This window comes from Mycobacterium deserti (genome assembly GCF_025345615.1).
In the GTDB taxonomy this organism is placed as follows: domain Bacteria; phylum Actinomycetota; class Actinomycetes; order Mycobacteriales; family Mycobacteriaceae; genus Mycobacterium; species Mycobacterium deserti.
This window is the reverse complement of record NZ_JAODWD010000003.1, coordinates 385148-399965: the sequence shown is the minus strand read 5'-3', so window position 1 is coordinate 399965 and position 14818 is coordinate 385148. Positions and strand designations below refer to the sequence as shown.

The 14818-nt window shown below is 68.1% G+C and carries 14 protein-coding genes; 6 read left to right on the top strand and 8 right to left on the bottom strand.

Features of this window, described 5'->3' with window-relative positions:
• Window positions 1-47 precede the first annotated feature (47 nt).
• Window positions 48-1412: a glutamine synthetase family protein gene (locus N4S67_RS13270; RefSeq protein WP_260993437.1), complete on the bottom strand. Its 1365-nt coding sequence runs from the start codon at window positions 1410-1412 to the stop codon at window positions 48-50.
• Window positions 1413-1581: 169 nt separating this feature from the next.
• Here N4S67_RS13270 and N4S67_RS13265 point away from each other — a divergent pair, with 169 nt between their 5' ends.
• Window positions 1582-3138 carry an amino acid permease gene (locus tag N4S67_RS13265; RefSeq protein WP_260993436.1) on the top strand — a complete coding sequence of 519 codons (1557 nt, stop codon included), beginning with the start codon at window positions 1582-1584 and terminating at the stop codon, window positions 3136-3138.
• A 1-nt stretch (window position 3139) separates the two neighbouring features.
• Here the strand turns inward: N4S67_RS13265 and N4S67_RS13260 are convergent, their stop codons facing one another.
• Window positions 3140-3736 (bottom strand): TetR/AcrR family transcriptional regulator, encoded by a 597-nt coding sequence (locus tag N4S67_RS13260; RefSeq protein ID WP_260993435.1) that lies wholly within the window; start codon window positions 3734-3736, stop codon window positions 3140-3142.
• Window positions 3737-3797: 61 nt separating this feature from the next.
• On the opposite strand from N4S67_RS13260, the gene N4S67_RS13255 reads away from it, so the two are divergent.
• The 3 genes from N4S67_RS13255 to ngg are packed head-to-tail and all read left to right on the top strand — an operon-like array spanning window position 3798 to window position 7818.
• A complete protein-coding gene (locus N4S67_RS13255; protein WP_260993434.1) occupies window positions 3798-4205 on the top strand; it encodes a DUF6463 family protein in 408 nt (135 codons plus the stop codon).
• Window positions 4206-4264: 59 nt separating this feature from the next.
• A complete protein-coding gene (locus tag N4S67_RS13250) occupies window positions 4265-6070 on the top strand; it encodes an N-acetylglutaminylglutamine amidotransferase (RefSeq protein WP_260994030.1) in 1806 nt (601 codons plus the stop codon).
• Complete coding sequence (gene ngg, locus N4S67_RS13245; RefSeq protein ID WP_260993433.1) at window positions 6067-7818, top strand: N-acetylglutaminylglutamine synthetase; 1752 nt, start codon at window positions 6067-6069, stop codon at window positions 7816-7818. Before N4S67_RS13250 ends, ngg begins: the two co-directional genes overlap by 4 nt.
• Before the next feature lie 17 nt (window positions 7819-7835).
• Here the strand turns inward: ngg and N4S67_RS13240 are convergent, their stop codons facing one another.
• The 3 genes from N4S67_RS13240 to N4S67_RS13230 all read right to left on the bottom strand — a co-directional run bounded on the left by N4S67_RS13240 (window position 7836) and on the right by N4S67_RS13230 (window position 9882).
• A complete protein-coding gene (locus N4S67_RS13240; RefSeq protein ID WP_260993432.1) occupies window positions 7836-8399 on the bottom strand; it encodes an alpha/beta fold hydrolase in 564 nt (187 codons plus the stop codon).
• Between the two features lie 64 nt (window positions 8400-8463).
• Complete coding sequence (locus tag N4S67_RS13235; protein WP_260993431.1) at window positions 8464-9132, bottom strand: hypothetical protein; 669 nt, start codon at window positions 9130-9132, stop codon at window positions 8464-8466.
• 24 nt (window positions 9133-9156) lie between these two features.
• Window positions 9157-9882, bottom strand: coding sequence for an SDR family oxidoreductase (locus N4S67_RS13230; RefSeq protein ID WP_260993430.1), 726 nt, complete (start codon window positions 9880-9882; stop codon window positions 9157-9159).
• Window positions 9883-9964: 82 nt separating this feature from the next.
• Here N4S67_RS13230 and N4S67_RS13225 point away from each other — a divergent pair, with 82 nt between their 5' ends.
• Both N4S67_RS13225 and N4S67_RS13220 read left to right on the top strand, forming a co-directional pair.
• Window positions 9965-10642, top strand: coding sequence for an HAD-IA family hydrolase (locus N4S67_RS13225; protein ID WP_260993429.1), 678 nt, complete (start codon window positions 9965-9967; stop codon window positions 10640-10642).
• A gap of 25 nt (window positions 10643-10667) precedes the next feature.
• Window positions 10668-11729 carry a zinc-dependent alcohol dehydrogenase gene (locus N4S67_RS13220; protein ID WP_260993428.1) on the top strand — a complete coding sequence of 354 codons (1062 nt, stop codon included), beginning with the start codon at window positions 10668-10670 and terminating at the stop codon, window positions 11727-11729.
• Here N4S67_RS13220 and N4S67_RS13215 read toward each other — a convergent pair.
• The 3 genes from N4S67_RS13215 to N4S67_RS13205 are packed head-to-tail and all read right to left on the bottom strand — an operon-like array spanning window position 11722 to window position 14773.
• The gene (locus tag N4S67_RS13215) at window positions 11722-12675 is read right to left on the bottom strand and encodes a 1-phosphofructokinase family hexose kinase (protein WP_260993427.1); all 954 of its coding nucleotides are present in this window, start codon (window positions 12673-12675) and stop codon (window positions 11722-11724) included. The genes N4S67_RS13220 and N4S67_RS13215 overlap by 8 nt on opposite strands.
• A complete protein-coding gene (locus N4S67_RS13210; protein WP_260993426.1) occupies window positions 12672-13451 on the bottom strand; it encodes a DeoR/GlpR family DNA-binding transcription regulator in 780 nt (259 codons plus the stop codon). The genes N4S67_RS13215 and N4S67_RS13210 overlap by 4 nt, the downstream gene beginning before the upstream one ends.
• Window positions 13448-14773 (bottom strand): FGGY family carbohydrate kinase, encoded by a 1326-nt coding sequence (locus N4S67_RS13205; RefSeq protein ID WP_260993425.1) that lies wholly within the window; start codon window positions 14771-14773, stop codon window positions 13448-13450. Before N4S67_RS13205 ends, N4S67_RS13210 begins: the two co-directional genes overlap by 4 nt.
• Window positions 14774-14818: the final 45 nt, after the last annotated feature.

Genomic DNA, 14818 nt, shown 5'->3' with positions numbered 1-14818 from the left:
CCTTTAAGCCGCCATTTCGGGCAGTTTTACGTCTGCTCGCGCCGAGACTAGAGCCGTTCAAAGCCCCGCGTCCTCTCCCAATCGGTGACCGCCGAGTTGTAGGCGGCCAACTCGACGCGAGCGTTGTTGAGGTAGTGCTCGACGACGTCGTCGCCGAACGCCGCACGCGCCACCTCGGACTCCTCGAACAGCGTCGCCGCCTCGGCCAGCGTGGTCGGAAGGCGTTCGGCGCCACTGGTATAGGCGTTGCCCTCCAACGGCTCCGGCAGCTCGAGCTCCTGCTCGATGCCGTGCAGGCCGCCGGCGATCAGCGCCGACACCGCGAGGTACTGGTTGACGTCGCCGCCCGGTGCTCGGTTCTCCATTCGCATTCCGTGGCCGTGGCCGACGACCCGCAGCGCGCAAGTGCGATTGTCGAAGCCCCACGCAATAGCGGTGGGTGCGAAGCTGCCCTCGGCGAAGCGCTTGTAGGAGTTGATGTTCGGGGCGTAGCACAGCGTCAGTTCGCGCATCGTGGCCAGCTGGCCCGCGACGAAGCTACGGAAAAGCGGCGACATCCCGTCGGAAGCATCCGAGTCGGCGAACACCGCACTCCCATCGTCACCACGCAACGAAATGTGGATGTGACAGCTGTTGCCCTCGCGCTCGTCGAATTTCGCCATGAAGGTAAGGCTCTTGCCGTGCTGGTCGGCGATCTCTTTGGCACCGTTCTTGTAGATCGTGTGGTTGTCACAGGTGACGCGGGCGTGGTCGTAGCGGAAGGCGATCTCCTGCTGGCCGAGATTGCACTCCCCTTTCACGCCTTCGCAGTACATCCCCGCGCCGTCCATGCCGAGACGGATGTCGCGCAGCAGCGGCTCCATTCGCGTCCCCGCGTGAATCGCGTAGTCGACGTTGTAGTCGGTGGCCGCGCTCATGTCGCGGTAGCCCTTCGCCCACGCCTCGCGATAGGTGTCGTCGAACACCATGAACTCCAGTTCGGTGCCCACGTACGGCACGAGGCCGCGCTCGGCCAGTCGGTCGATCTGGCGGTTCAGGATGCTTCGCGGCGCCTGGGTGACCGGCTTGCCGTCGGTCCACGACAGGTCGGCCATCACCATGGCCGTGCCCGGCAGCCAGGGCAGCAGCCGCAGCGTGGAGAAGTCGGGCGTCATCACCATGTCGCCGTAGCCGGTCTCCCAACTCGACATCGTGTATCCGGCCACAGTGTTCATGTCGACGTCGACGGCCAGCAGGTAGTTGCAGCATTCCGCACCGTGTTCGGCGACGTCCTCGACGAACAACCGCGCCGACACGCGTTTGCCCGTCAGCCTGCCCTGCATGTCGCAGAACGCGACGATCACGGTGTCGATCTCGCCGCCGGCCACCATGCGCTCGAGATCGCTCTCCGACAACATGCGGTTAGCGCTCATCTGCAGCCTCCTCTATGCCGGGCGATGAACGAGGAGTCAACCATTGGCCGATTCCGAGCCCGACGTTTCCTCCAGTGTTTTACACAATCGTCACTCCCAAAGGTAGGACACCAGACCTTTGGCCAGTTTATTCTCCCAATGCCCCACATCTGCAAAAGGAGCGAACGCCATGGCCTCCGAAAAGGCTCAAGAGAACGCCCAGGACAAGAAGAAGAGTTCGGGCGGCGTCACCTACAGCCAGGCCGGCGAAGGCTATTTCGAGAAGCGGCAACTCAAGCGGACCGCCGGCTTCTGGGGACTGTGGGGCATCGGAGTCGCGGCCGTCATCTCCGGCGACTTCTCGGGCTGGAACTTCGGGATCGGTGCGGCGGGCTGGGGCGGTCTGGCGATCGCCTCGGTCGTCATCATCGTCATGTATTTCGGCATGCTCTTCTCGATCGGCGAGATGTCGGCCGCCATGCCGCACACCGGCGGGGCGTACTCCTTCGCCCGGGCCGCGATGGGGCCGTGGGGTGGTTTCGTCACCGGCTTCGCCGAGACCATCGAATACGTCTTCACCACCGCCGTGATCGTGTTCTTCTCCGCGTCCTACGCCGACGCGGTCACCAGCGACCTGTTCAACGTGAGCCTCCCCCTCTGGGTCTGGTGGATCATCCTCTACGCGATCTTCGTCGGCCTGAACTCGTGGGGCGCGGAGATCTCGTTCAAGTTCGCCCTCGTGGTCGCCATCCTGTCCATCGGCATCCTGGTGCTGTTCGGCATCCTCGCCATCGCCAACGGCGCCGTGGACTTCAGCAAGCTGTTCGACATCCCGGCCGATCCGTCCGTCGCGGGTTCGTCGACGTTCCTGCCCTCGGGGTGGTTGGCCATCCTGTACGCGCTGCCGTTCGCGATGTGGTTCTTCCTCGGCATCGAGGAGTTGCCGCTGGCCGCCGAGGAGTCGCACGATCCGGCCCGCGACATTCCGAAAGCCGGTATCTGGGGCCTGATCTCGCTGGTCGGCTGCGGCGCGATCGTGTTCTTCCTCAACCCCGCCGTCACCGGGTCCGCCGCCCTCGGCGAGTCGGACGAACCGCTGCTCGACGGTTTCCGCGCGTTCCTGCCCGCCAACCTGGCAGCCGTGCTCTCGGCGTTCGCACTGATCGGCCTGCTGGCCAGCTTGCAGGGCATCATGTACGCCTACGGCCGCAACATGTATTCGCTGAGCCGGGCGGGCTACTATCCGAAGTCGTTGTCCCTCACCGGCTCTCGTCAGACGCCGTACGTCGCGCTGATCGCCGGCGCGGTCATCGGGTTCATCGCGCTGCTGATCGTCAACGCCAGCGAGGGCGCCGGCGCCGTCGTGCTCAACATCGCGGTGTGGGGCGCGGTGCTGGCCTACATGTTGCAGATGGTCGCGTTCGTGATGCTGCGTCGCAAATTCCCGAACGCCAAGCGACCGTGGGTCAGCCCGACCGGCAGCGCCGGTGCGATCGTGGCTCTGGTCATCGCCGCGGTCACCTTCGTCGGCATCCTCGTCAACCCGGACTACCGGCCCGCGGTGATCGCGATCGTCATCTTCTACGTGGTCGGTCTGCTGGTGTTCGCCTTCTACGGCCGCCACCGTCTGGTGCTGTCCCCCGAGGAGGAGTACGCCGTGACCGGTGGCCTGCACGGGTTCGACCCGGCGGCCGAAGGCCTCGGCGGCACCATCGAGGACGAGATCCTCAAGGGCCGCACCGACTGACTCAGCGCGGCCTGCCGGTCAGGGCCACGTAGAGCGTTTCAGTGAATGCCCTGCGGGACAGCCCCGGTCGCGACATCGTCGCCGGGGCGCCGATGTGCAGCTGGTGCATGCCGACCGTCACGGTCAACGCCAGCGTCGCGCGCCGCCGCGCCTCACGTCGCTCGACGCCGAGGTCGACCAGCAGATCGGTGACGTAGTCGAGTCGGCGGGAGACCACCCGTTCGACCGAGGCGCGCACGCCTTCGGCGTCGGCCTGCAGATAGAGCAGCAGTTCCCCCGGCGGTTGCGCGCGGTCGAAGGTCGGCGACACCGTGTCGAGCAGCCGGCGCAGCTTGTCGTCGGCGGTGGCTCCGCCCTCGGCTTCCCGGATGATGGCCGCGGTGCTCTGTGCCTCCCACTCGGCGATGGCGGCCTCCACCAGCGCCTTTCGGTCGGCGAAATGCCAATAGAACGAGCCTTTGGAGACCCCGAGTGTGCGGGCGATCGCCTCGACCCGGATGGCCGCCGGTCCCCCGTTGCGCAGTGCCGCCAGCGCCGCCGTGGTCCACGTGTCGACTGTCACACCACGTTTGGCGGTTGCCGCCCTTTCCCGCTCCATCTCCGTACGGTACCGTATGGATATCTCCATACGGTGCCGTATGGAGGCAGAAAGGCAGGCCATGGCAACGAAATCCGACCTCGCGCACACCAGACAACTCGGCGGCGCGGTGATCGCCACGGGCGTCGGGCACAACCTGATCGGCAGCTACCTGTACCGCAGACAGATCGTCGGCATGGCGCGCGACGGGCTCATCAACTCGGCGTCCGACGCACGTCTGGGCACCCTCGAGGGTGAACGTCGCCACACCGCGTTCTGGTTCCTGTTCGCTGGTTTCTTCCTCATGATGTTGGGCGCCGGCATCCGGCAGACGGGCGGCGACGGCGAGCGGATCGCTCCAGCGCTGGGGCACGGCATGACGGCGATGGGCGCCCTTGGCGCGGCGATGATGCCGGTGTCGGGCTTCTGGCTGCTGCTCGCCGAGGGCATCGCCGCGACAGTGTTGCGGCGCCGCGGCCGCGGTCAGTAGGGGGCAGGTCACATCGCCACCAGGTTTCGCAGGCGTCAACTGGGGTAATGTCAGTCGACGTGTGTGGAGCCACCGGTGAGGTGCGTCTCGACGGCCTGACACCTGACATCAAAGCTGTCTCGGCGATGGCCGAGGCCATGACGCCGCGCGGTCCGGACTCGGCCGGCGTGTGGGCGCAGGGCAGGGTCGCGCTGGGCCATCGACGCCTCAAGATCATCGACCTGTCCGAAGCGGGCGGACAGCCCATGATCGACTCCGACCTCGGGTTGGCGGTGGCCTGGAACGGCTGCATCTACAACTACAAGCAGTTGCGCCGCGAGCTCAGCGAGCAGGGCTACCGGTTCTTCTCCACCAGTGACACCGAGGTTCTGCTCAAGGCCTACCACCACTGGGGTGACCGTTTCGTCGAGCGGCTGCTCGGGATGTTCGCGTTCGCGATCGTCGAGCGCGACAGCGGCCGGGTGTTGCTCGGCCGCGACCGTCTCGGCATCAAACCGCTGTATATCAGCGAGGACGCCAAGCGAATTCGATTCGCGTCGTCGCTGCCCGCGCTGCTGGCCGGGGGCGGCATCGACACCCGCATCGATCCCATCGCGCTGCACAGCTACATGACGTTCCACTCGGTGGTGCCCGCCCCGCGCACGATCCTGCGCGGCGTGGCCAAGGTGCCGCCCGCGTCGCTCGTCGCGATCGAGCCCGACGGCAGGCGCACGACGACCACCTACTGGGAACCGGACTTCACCCGTCGCGCCGATCGGGCCGACTGGTCCGAACGCGACTGGGAGGACGCCGTTCTCGAGTCGCTGCGTGTTGCGGTGGACCGCAGGCTGGTCGCCGACGTCCCCGTCGGTTGCCTGCTGTCCGGCGGTGTCGACTCCAGCCTGATCGTCGGCCTACTTGCCGAGGCCGGCCAACACGGTCTGGCAACCTTCTCGATCGGCTTCGAATCGGTCGGCGGAGTTCAAGGCGACGAGTTCAAGTACTCCGACATCATCGCCAAGCGGTTCGGCACCGATCATCATCAGATCCGGATCGGTACCGACCGGATGCTGCCGGCGCTCGACGGTGCGATCGGCGCGATGAGCGAACCGATGGTCAGCCACGACTGTGTGGCCTTCTACCTGCTCAGCCAGGAGGTGGCCAAGCACGTCAAGGTGGTGCAGTCCGGCCAGGGCGCCGACGAGGTCTTCGCCGGGTACCACTGGTATCCCCCGCTGGGCGCGCCCGACGCGGCGTCGGTCGACGGTGCGGTGGCCAGTTACCGCAAGGCCTTCTTCGACCGCGACCGCGACGGGTACGAGGCCTTGGTGACGCAGCCATTCGCCACGCCCGACGACCCGAGCCTGCGGTTCGTGACCGAACACTTCGCGCGCGCAGGCGCCGAGACCGGCATCGACCGTGGGCTGCGACTCGACACCACCGTCATGCTCGTCGACGACCCGGTCAAACGCGTCGACAACATGACGATGGCCTGGGGTCTGGAGGGTCGTGTGCCGTTCCTCGACCACGAACTCGTCGAACTGGCCGCCACCTGCCCCCCGGAGCTCAAGGTCGCCCACGACGGCAAGGGCGTGCTCAAGCAGGCCGCGCGCCGCGTTATTCCGGCCGACGTCATCGACCGGCCCAAGGGCTACTTCCCGGTGCCCGCCCTGACGCACCTCGAAGGGCCGTATCTGGAGCTCGTGCGCGACGCGCTCTACGCACCGGCGGCCAAGGAGCGCGACCTGTTTCGGCCTGACGCCGTTGAGCGGTTGCTCGCCGACCCGAACGGCAGGTTGACCCCGCTGCGTGGCAACGAGCTGTGGCAGCTCGCGCTGCTGGAGATGTGGCTGCAGAAGCACGGCATCACCGGGCCTGCGGCATGACGGCCGACCATTCCGAAGCCATCACGCTCGGCCTGCACGACGCGTCACCACAGCACATGGTCGACGCGATGGCCGACAATGTCGTTGTCGAAATGGGCTGGGGCAGACTCATTTTCGGGCAGACGTTCGCCGAACCCGAGAAGCTCGCCGAGGTGCTGCGGCATGAGGGTCTCGGCAGGCGAGACATCTGCATCTACGCCCGCGAGCCGCATGTGCTGGTGTCGATGGCGCCCGCGGAGCTGTTCATCGACCCGAGCCACACCTACCGGTTGCGGTTCACCGAGAAAGACGAGCCCGCTCCCCCACCGACCGGCTTCTCGGTGCGCGAGTTGGCGAGCGCCGAAGAGGCGGACGAGGTGAACCGGGTCTATGTGCGCTGCGGGATGGTGCCCGCGCCCGTCGACGTGCTGTGGGAGAACCACACGAGCAACAAGTCGCTGGACTACCTGGTGGCGGTGCGCGACGACGACGGTTCGCTGGTGGGCACCGTCACCGGTGTCGACCATGCGCGGTTGTTCTCCGACCCCGAGGACGGCTCGAGCCTGTGGACGTTGGCCGTCGACCCGACCACCAGCCTGCCGGGCGTCGGCGCGGCATTGACCCGCGCGCTGGCCGGGCTGTACCGCGAACGCGGCCGCGCCTACATGGATCTGTCGGTGACGCACGACAACGCCGCGGCCATCGGACTGTACGAGAAGCTGGGCTTCGAACGCGTGCCGGTGATGGCCGTCAAACGCAAGAACGCGATCAACGAGCCGCTGTTCACCCACCCGCCGGAGACCGTCGAGGATCTCAACCCCTACGCGCGGATCATCGCCGACGAGGCGATGCGCCGCGGCATCTGGGTGGAGGTGCTCGACGCCGGGGCAGGCGAGATGCGGCTGTCACACGGAGGCCGCAGCGTCATCACCCGGGAGTCGTTGTCGGAGTACACCTCTGCGGTCGCAATGGCGCGTTGCGACGACAAGAGGCTGACCAGACGCCTGGTGTCCGAGAAGGGCATCGCGGTGCCCAAGGGCCGGCTGGCCACATTCGACGAGCACGACCATGCGTTCCTTGAGGAGGTCGGCGACGTCGTCGTCAAACCCACACGCGGCGAGCAGGGCAAGGGCATCACCGTCGGGGTCAACGGTCCCGACGAGTTGGACGCGGCGCTGGTGCGCGCCCGTGAGGAACACCCGAATGTGTTGATCGAGCAGCGCGCCCCCGGCGACGACCTGCGCCTCGTGGTGATCGACGGCAGGGTGGTCGCGGCCGCGCTGCGCAAGCCCGCCGAGGTCGTCGGCACCGGCCATCACACCGTGCGAGAGTTGATCGAGGCGCAGAGCCGCCGCCGCGCGGCCGCGACCGGTGGCGAGTCGCGCATCCCCATCGACGCCGTGACAGAGGCGACCGTCGCAGAGGCCGGCTGGTCGTTCGACGACGTGCTGCCCGAGGGCGAGCGGCTGCGCGTGCGTCGCACCGCGAACCTGCATCAGGGCGGCACCATCCATGACGTGACCGCCACGGTGAACCAACACCTGTGCGAGGTCGCCGTGACCGCGGCGGCCGCGATCGGCATCCCGGTGACGGGCATCGACCTGCTGGTGCCCGACGTGACCGGTACCGACTACGTCTTCATCGAGGCCAACGAGCGGCCCGGCCTGGCCAACCACGAGCCGCAGCCCACGGCAAAGGCGTTCGTCGACTACCTGTTCCCCGGTAGCCCGGCGTTACCGCAGGCCTGGACACCGGAAGAGTCTCAGTAACTTTTGCGCCCCGGCGATCACCAGTTGCTGGTGCGCAGCACGATCTCGGCGGCCAGTTGCGCGGTGGACTCGGCGGCATTGCGCCTGCCCAGCATCTCGACCAGCCGGTAGTCCCCGTACACATAGCGCTGGCTGGCCTTCGCGACTGCTCGCGCGGCGGCAGTGCTGACCAGTGCGGTGGTGTTCATCTCCACCGGCGGGCAATGCTCGTCGCGGATCACGCCGGCCATGTCGGCGACGCGCGGGTGGCCGCGGTCGATCACCACCAACCCGATGAACCGGTCCAACCTCGTCGCGGCGAGTTCCCACGCCAGCTCGCCCCCGATCCGGTCGCCCACCAGCAGCGCCCATTTCACGTCGAGCGCGTCGAGGATGCCGACCACTGATTTGGCGGTCAGCCGTGGGTCGGGTCCGACGACGACGGTTCGCAGCGACGCTGTGTGCAGCCGCTGACACACCGCGTCGTACGCGGCGGGCGCATGCTGTGCCGCGCCGAGCATCGCCACGACAGAGCCCTTCTCCGGCCCCGCGACGCCGACGGGCACGCCGAAGCCGTCGACGGTGACCGTGGTGGAAGGCATTCGGCCACGCTACAGCGGCATGCCAAGGTTGCGGGCGGTTTTTTCGTTCGCTGTCAGCGGAGCGTCACGCGGACTGCGCGCGCTCGGCCTGCTTGGCCGTCGTATCCAAAAATGTTTGCGGCAGCGAACCTTTGACGGCAATCGAGGGATCCGGTGTGGGGAATGCGATTCCGAACACCGCCATCCGGCCGACGTTCTCGAACGAGAAGTAGACACTACTGTCCGTGTTTCCCAGGCGCATCGTCTGCTGGTACACCAGCGCATCGGCGCGCGGTGTCTCGAGCCGGGCGGTAGTCATCGGAATGCCGGGCGACGACGTGTCGAAGTACGCCTCGAAATGTGCGCACCGATCGGCCGACGCCGCCAGCCGGTCGAGGTCCAGCGACCACGTCAGCACGGTGATCACCATGCGGGCACCGTCGTAGGCGACGACGTATTCGGCCGCGCTTCCCGCACCGCGTTGGGCGGACTCGGAGATGACCCGGGTCAGCGCGTCCGAACATCCCTCGGGCCGCGACAGCATGCCCGGCGGACCCGCCGCGCCGTCGGACTGTCCGGGCTCACGGACGATGCGGTCGTACTGCACGCCGGGCGGAAAGTCCTGCGCGGTCAGCACGGCCCTCTCCAATCGGGCACCGGGCCAGGTCGCGGTGCCCGACACGGTGGAACCGCACGCGCTGACTACCACAGCGAGCAGGGCGAGCAGGGCGAGCACCGCGTACCGCCTGATCATGTGCTCAGGCTACCCACGCCGACGTCAGCGGCAGGTGTACCCGCCGTCGATCGGCAGCGAGGTCCCGGTGATCATTGCGGCGTCGTCGCTGAGCAGGAAAACGATCGGCGCGGCGATCTCGTCCTCGGTGGCCCAGCGCCCGAGTGGCATCTGCGCCAGAAAGGCGGGGCCGACGTCAGGACGCCCCCAGAAATCGGCGGACATCTCCGTCATGACCACGGTGGGATTGACACTGTTCACGCGGATGTTGTGCTTGCCGAGCTCGAGCGCACTCACCCGGGTGATGTTGTCCACCGCGGCCTTGGACGACCCGTACGAGACATGGCCGGGCAGCGCTACAAGACTCGCTTGGCTCGATACGTTGACGATCGAACCGCCGCCGCGCTCGATCATCCCCGGGGCCACGTGCTTGATGACCAGCAGGCTGCCTCGGGCGTTGATGGCGATGACCTTGTCGAACACCTCGATGTCGGTGTCCTGGGGCGTCGCGATCTCGCCGCCGAAGCCACCGCAGTTCACCACGCCCCAGAGGTCGAGATTCGTGACGGCGGTGCGGATCTCGTCTTCGGAGGTGAGATCGAACGGGAGGGGACGCGCGCCCGTTTCGGCGGCGAGTTCGGCAAGTCCGTCGGGGTTGCGTCCGCCCGCGTAGACCATCGCACCCTGTCCGATCAGGCGGCGCACGGTGGCCGCGCCGATACCTCCGGTCGCACCGGTCACCAACACCGCTCGTCCGGTGAAATCAGCCATGGGCTGCTCGCTTTCGGTGTCGGCTGCGCAGTGCGGCTCATCATCACACGCCTCTGACATCGGTGTCATATACCCTGCACAGGTGACGGGCAACGACACCGTGAGCTTCGACGTCGACGGCCTTCTCCTCGACTGCGACGGCGTCCTTGTCGACTCGCACGACTCCGCTGCGGTCGCCTGGAATCAGTGGGCGAAGCGGTGGGCGCCGGGTTTCGATTTCCACCGCGACATCGAACACGGCAGGCGGATCAGCGATCTCGTTGCCGAATTAATAAGCGATCCAACCGATCTCGCCACCGCAGTGGCCGAACTCAAACAGCAGGAGCTGGACTGCGCCACCGAAGTGGGGGCGATAGCCGGCGCACACCGACTGCTCGAATCCTGTCCCGCCGGGAGCTGGGCCGTCGTCACTTCAGGCAACCGCGCGCTGGCCACCGCCCGCATGGCATCGGCCGGTCTGCCGACGGCGGCGGTCCTGATCACCGGTGAGGACGTCGAGAACGGCAAGCCCTTCGGTGATCCCTACCTGCTCGCCGCACAGCGCTTGCGACTCCCACCGACGCGATGCGCCGTATTCGAGGACGCGCCCGCCGGGATCGCTTCGGCGCGCGCCGCAGGCGTCCTCACCGTCGTCGGTGTCGGGCCCGCAGCGGCCGCTGCGCCCGTCACGCTGGCGGTCGCCGACCTGCGCGATGTCCACTTCGACGGTCACCGACTCGACATCGCGGGCGGCGCCATCCTGCCGCAATCCGGCGGGTAATTTTGCAAGCAGCTAGGAGGTGCTCATGGGTGTGCCGGAGGTGATGCGGCGGGTGGTGGTCTCGCCCGATTCCATCGATGTTGTCGAGGCGGCCACGCCGGAGCCGATGCCGGGTGAGGTGCTCGTGCATTCGGTGGTCGCCGGGGTGTGCGGCTCGGACACCCACGCCGCGCACGGACGCCACCCGTTCATCGCGCTGCCCTACCATCCGGGCCACGAGGTCGTCGGCGTGGTGGCCGCGCGGGCCGACGATGTCGACAGCGTCGAGGTCGGGGCGCGAGTGACCGTCGAACCCGACTTACCGTGCTGGAATTGCAAGCAATGCCGCCGCGGCACCGAGAACCTGTGTGAGAACCTGCAATTCTTCGGCTGCGGATACGTCCAGGGTGGAATGGCGGACTACTTCACCATTCCCGCGAACCGCGTTCACGTCATCCCTGACAGCTTGGACTATCGGGCGGCGGCCCTCGTCGAGCCGATGTCGACCCCGGTGCACGCCGTCCGCGTCGCGGGCGACGTTCACGGCAAGGCCGTCGTGATCCTCGGGGCGGGAACCATTGGGCTTCTCGTGTTGGCCGTCGCGCAAGCCCACGGCGCCAAACGCGTCGTGATCACCGATCCGCTGGCCGCCAAGCGCGAACGCGCCACGCGGCTCGGCGCCGACGTCGCGCTCGACGCAGGGGCACACGACATCGTCGCGCAGGCGCGCGCAGCACTGGGCGAGAGTGCCGACGTGGTGTTCGATTGCGTCGCAATCACGCCCACGGTCCGGCAAGCGGTCGAGATGGCCAGCAAGGGCGGCACCGTCGTCGTCGTCGGTGTGCCGACCGGCGATGTCGCGATTCCCCTGGCAATCGTGCAGGACCACCAGATCCGCATCCAGGGCAGCGCCACCTATCTGCCGGAGGACTACGCGGAGTCGATCCGGCTCCTCGTCGATGGCACGGTCGACGTCGACGAGATCGTCACCGCCCAGGTATCGATGGCCCGAGCCGCCGATGCCTATGCGTTGTCGGCCGGCGGAGAACATGTGAAGGTGCTCGTCGGAGTCGACGACGAACTGCTCGGCGAGCCAGCCGTCAACTGAGTGGTGTGTGCGCTTCTACGGGCACGATCGAGACGGGGCGGTTCGGATCGGGAACCCCGAGCAGCGTGCCCTGGTGTTCGACGGCCGTGGCGCCGAACCGCAACGCGTTGGCGAACGCCTCGACACTCGGCATTCCGGCGCCCACGGCGGCCAGCCAGCCGGCCAGAAATGCGTCCCCCGCCCCGACGGTGTTGACGACCCGCTCAACGGGTGCGGTGCCGTGCAGGGGGTGCGGCAGGTTGGCGGCGACGAGCAGCGCGCCGTTCCGCCCCAAGCTGACCAGCACGACCCGTACGCCGCGGGCCAGCAGCAGGTGTGCGGCGTCGGTTGCATCGCCGAGGGTCAGCAACGACCGGCCGGTGACCTCCGCGAGTTCCTCGGCGTTGGGCTTGACCAGATGCGGCAGGCCCTCGCCGTCGTGGGCCAGCACATGTTCGAATGGCGCCCCGGAGCTGTCCAGCGCAACGAGACGACCTCTCGCCCTGGCCTCGGCCACCGCCGCGGCGAGCCGATGCGGCGCGAAGCCGTCGGGAAGACTGCCAGCCCATACAACCCAGTCGTCGGACTCGCTGCTGGACAACGACATTGCGCACAACGCCTCGGCTTCGAGGACCGACAACCGGGGGCCCGGCTCATTTACCTTGCTGGTCCGCCCGTCGGCCTCGACCAGCGTGATGTTGGACCGCAGCGCGCCGTCGATCGGCACGTCGACGTGTTCCAGTCCGAGATCGTCGAGAAGCGCGGTGATCTCCTCGCCCACGCTGCCGCCGACCGGGAGCACCGCGCGCACCGCCGCCCCGACGCCGTGCAGTGCAAGCGCGACGTTGACGCCCTTGCCGCTCGGCTCCACCATCGTCGAGGCCGCGCGGTTGACTTCGCCGGGCACGAACCGCGACAGGTGCAGCGTCCGGTCCAGGCTCGGGTTCGCGGTGACCGTGACGATCATCGGGCCACCTCGACGGCGACGTCTCGCGCAAGCAGACGCCTGCGGTGCTGTGCGCTGATCGCGGCGTCGGTGACCAGGACGTCGACGTCGTCGAGGTCGGCGTGCTTCGCCAGGCTCTCGCGACCGAATTTACTTCTGTCGACCAGGAATACCCGCTGGCGCGCGGCCGCCAGCATCGCGTGCTTCACCAGGGCCTCGTCGGCGTCCGGAGTGGTGAGTCCGCGGTCGAACGAGAGCGCGTTGGTGCCGAGGAACGCGACGTCGACGTTGATCCCGCCGAGCGCGGCGACGGTGAGCGGTCCGACGGCGGCCCCCGTCTCGGGCCGCAGGCGGCCGCCGAGGCTGATTACGGCGATGCCCCGCTGCAGCAATACCGACGCCAGCGGGATCGCGTTCGTGTAGACCACGAGACCACGGTCGGCGGGCAGCAGTTCGGCGAGCCGCAGCGTGGTCGATCCCGCATCGAGCAGAAGCGCGCCGCCGTCCGGCACGAGGCGCAGGGCGTGCTTGGCGATGGCCATCTTCTGTTCGGCGTACTCGGTGCGGGCGACGACGGCCCGCTCCTCGTTCTGGCGCTGGCTGGGGACAGCGCCGCCGTGCACGCGACGCAGGAGTCCACGCGCTTCGAGCTGGGCCAGATCCTTGCGGATACTTTCGGCGCTGACCCCGAAGTGCCGGGCCAGTCCGGCACTTTCGACGCGGTGTTCGGTCGCCAGCAGGCGAAGCACCTCGGCATGTCGTTCGTCGGCGAACCACGTCCGCTCCGGCGCGGTCACGATGCGCCCAGGTGTTCGTCGGGTCCAATTGCGCCTGCTGCCCGCGCGGCCAGTGTCGCGGCACCCAGTGCGCCCGCCTCGTCGACGTTCGACACCTCCAGCGAGGTGAAGCGGGCGCGCTTGGCGCGCATGACTTCTGCGCTGTGGCGCCATCCGCCGGTGACCACCACGCGTCGCGCGGGCCCGACGACGTCATCCATCGCGCAGTGCAGCGCCCATGCCTCGTCGGCGGCGGCGGCGACAACCGCCTTCCACACTTCACCGGGGCCCACGCCGCCGGCGATTCCACCGAGAGTGAGCGCATCGGCACCCAGACCACCGACGACGACCCGTCCTTCGGCAGACCGCTCGGCAGCGGCGTCGAGCGCGGCCAGTCCGTCGGCGCTCACACCGAGCATCTCCAGTGCACGGTTCTGCGCCAGGCCGCCCTCGGTGCCGCCGAGCAGTGTCCAACGGTCCGCTTCGATGCTCGGGTCGGTTGTGATGCCCACGGCGGCTAGCCGGGCCGCCTGAACGCGCGTCGGCGCATCGAATACGGTGCGCACCAACGCTTCTGCGGTACCCGACGAGTCGAGCTCGTGGCCAGGGCCGGTCGCACGGACACCGAGGGCCGACGCCTGATGATCGTGGCCGGCGAGCGTCAGCAGGGCTCCTCGCAACTGTGGGCTCACGTCGTCGCAGGTGATCCGGCCCAGCGGTTGACCCGCCGCAACGAGCGGCGGCATCAGCTCGCGAGTGGCGCCGGACCAGTCCAGCGCGTCGTCCCACCAGTCGCGCGCCGCGACGTCGAGCCAACCGGTGCGCCCGGCCAGCGACAGTTCGAGGGCAGGGTCTCCGCCGAGGCGCCGCACCACCCAGCCACCGACATCGAAGCGGGTCGTCGCGTCGCGGGCCGATGGCTCGTGGGCACGCAGCCAGCGATGCTTCGTCAGCGAAAACTGCCCGCGTGCAGGCTTGCCGGCGATGCCACCGAATGCCTCGGCGCCGAGTTGCCGTACGAGATCGGCCACCTCGTCACCGTCGCGGTCGTCGTGCCAGGCGATCACCGGCGCCAGTGGCCGCTCCCTGGCGTCGGTCAGCACACCGGACTCCCCCATGCTGGCGATACCGACCGCGGCCACGCGCGCCCGCGCCGCGGCCGCTGCTTCGCTCAGCGCGTCATTTGCGCTGCGCCACAGGACGTTCGCATCAATCTGGGTGCCGAAAAGGCCCACATCCCAGTGCGTCGCGGCGCGCCCGGTGCCCAGCACGGTGCCGTCGTCGCCGTAGACGACGGCCTTGCTCGACGTGGTCCCGACGTCGAGACCGGCGAAAGCCGCCATCACTCTCCGATCGCCGGGGCATTGCGGTGGTTGGGTTTGCATGGA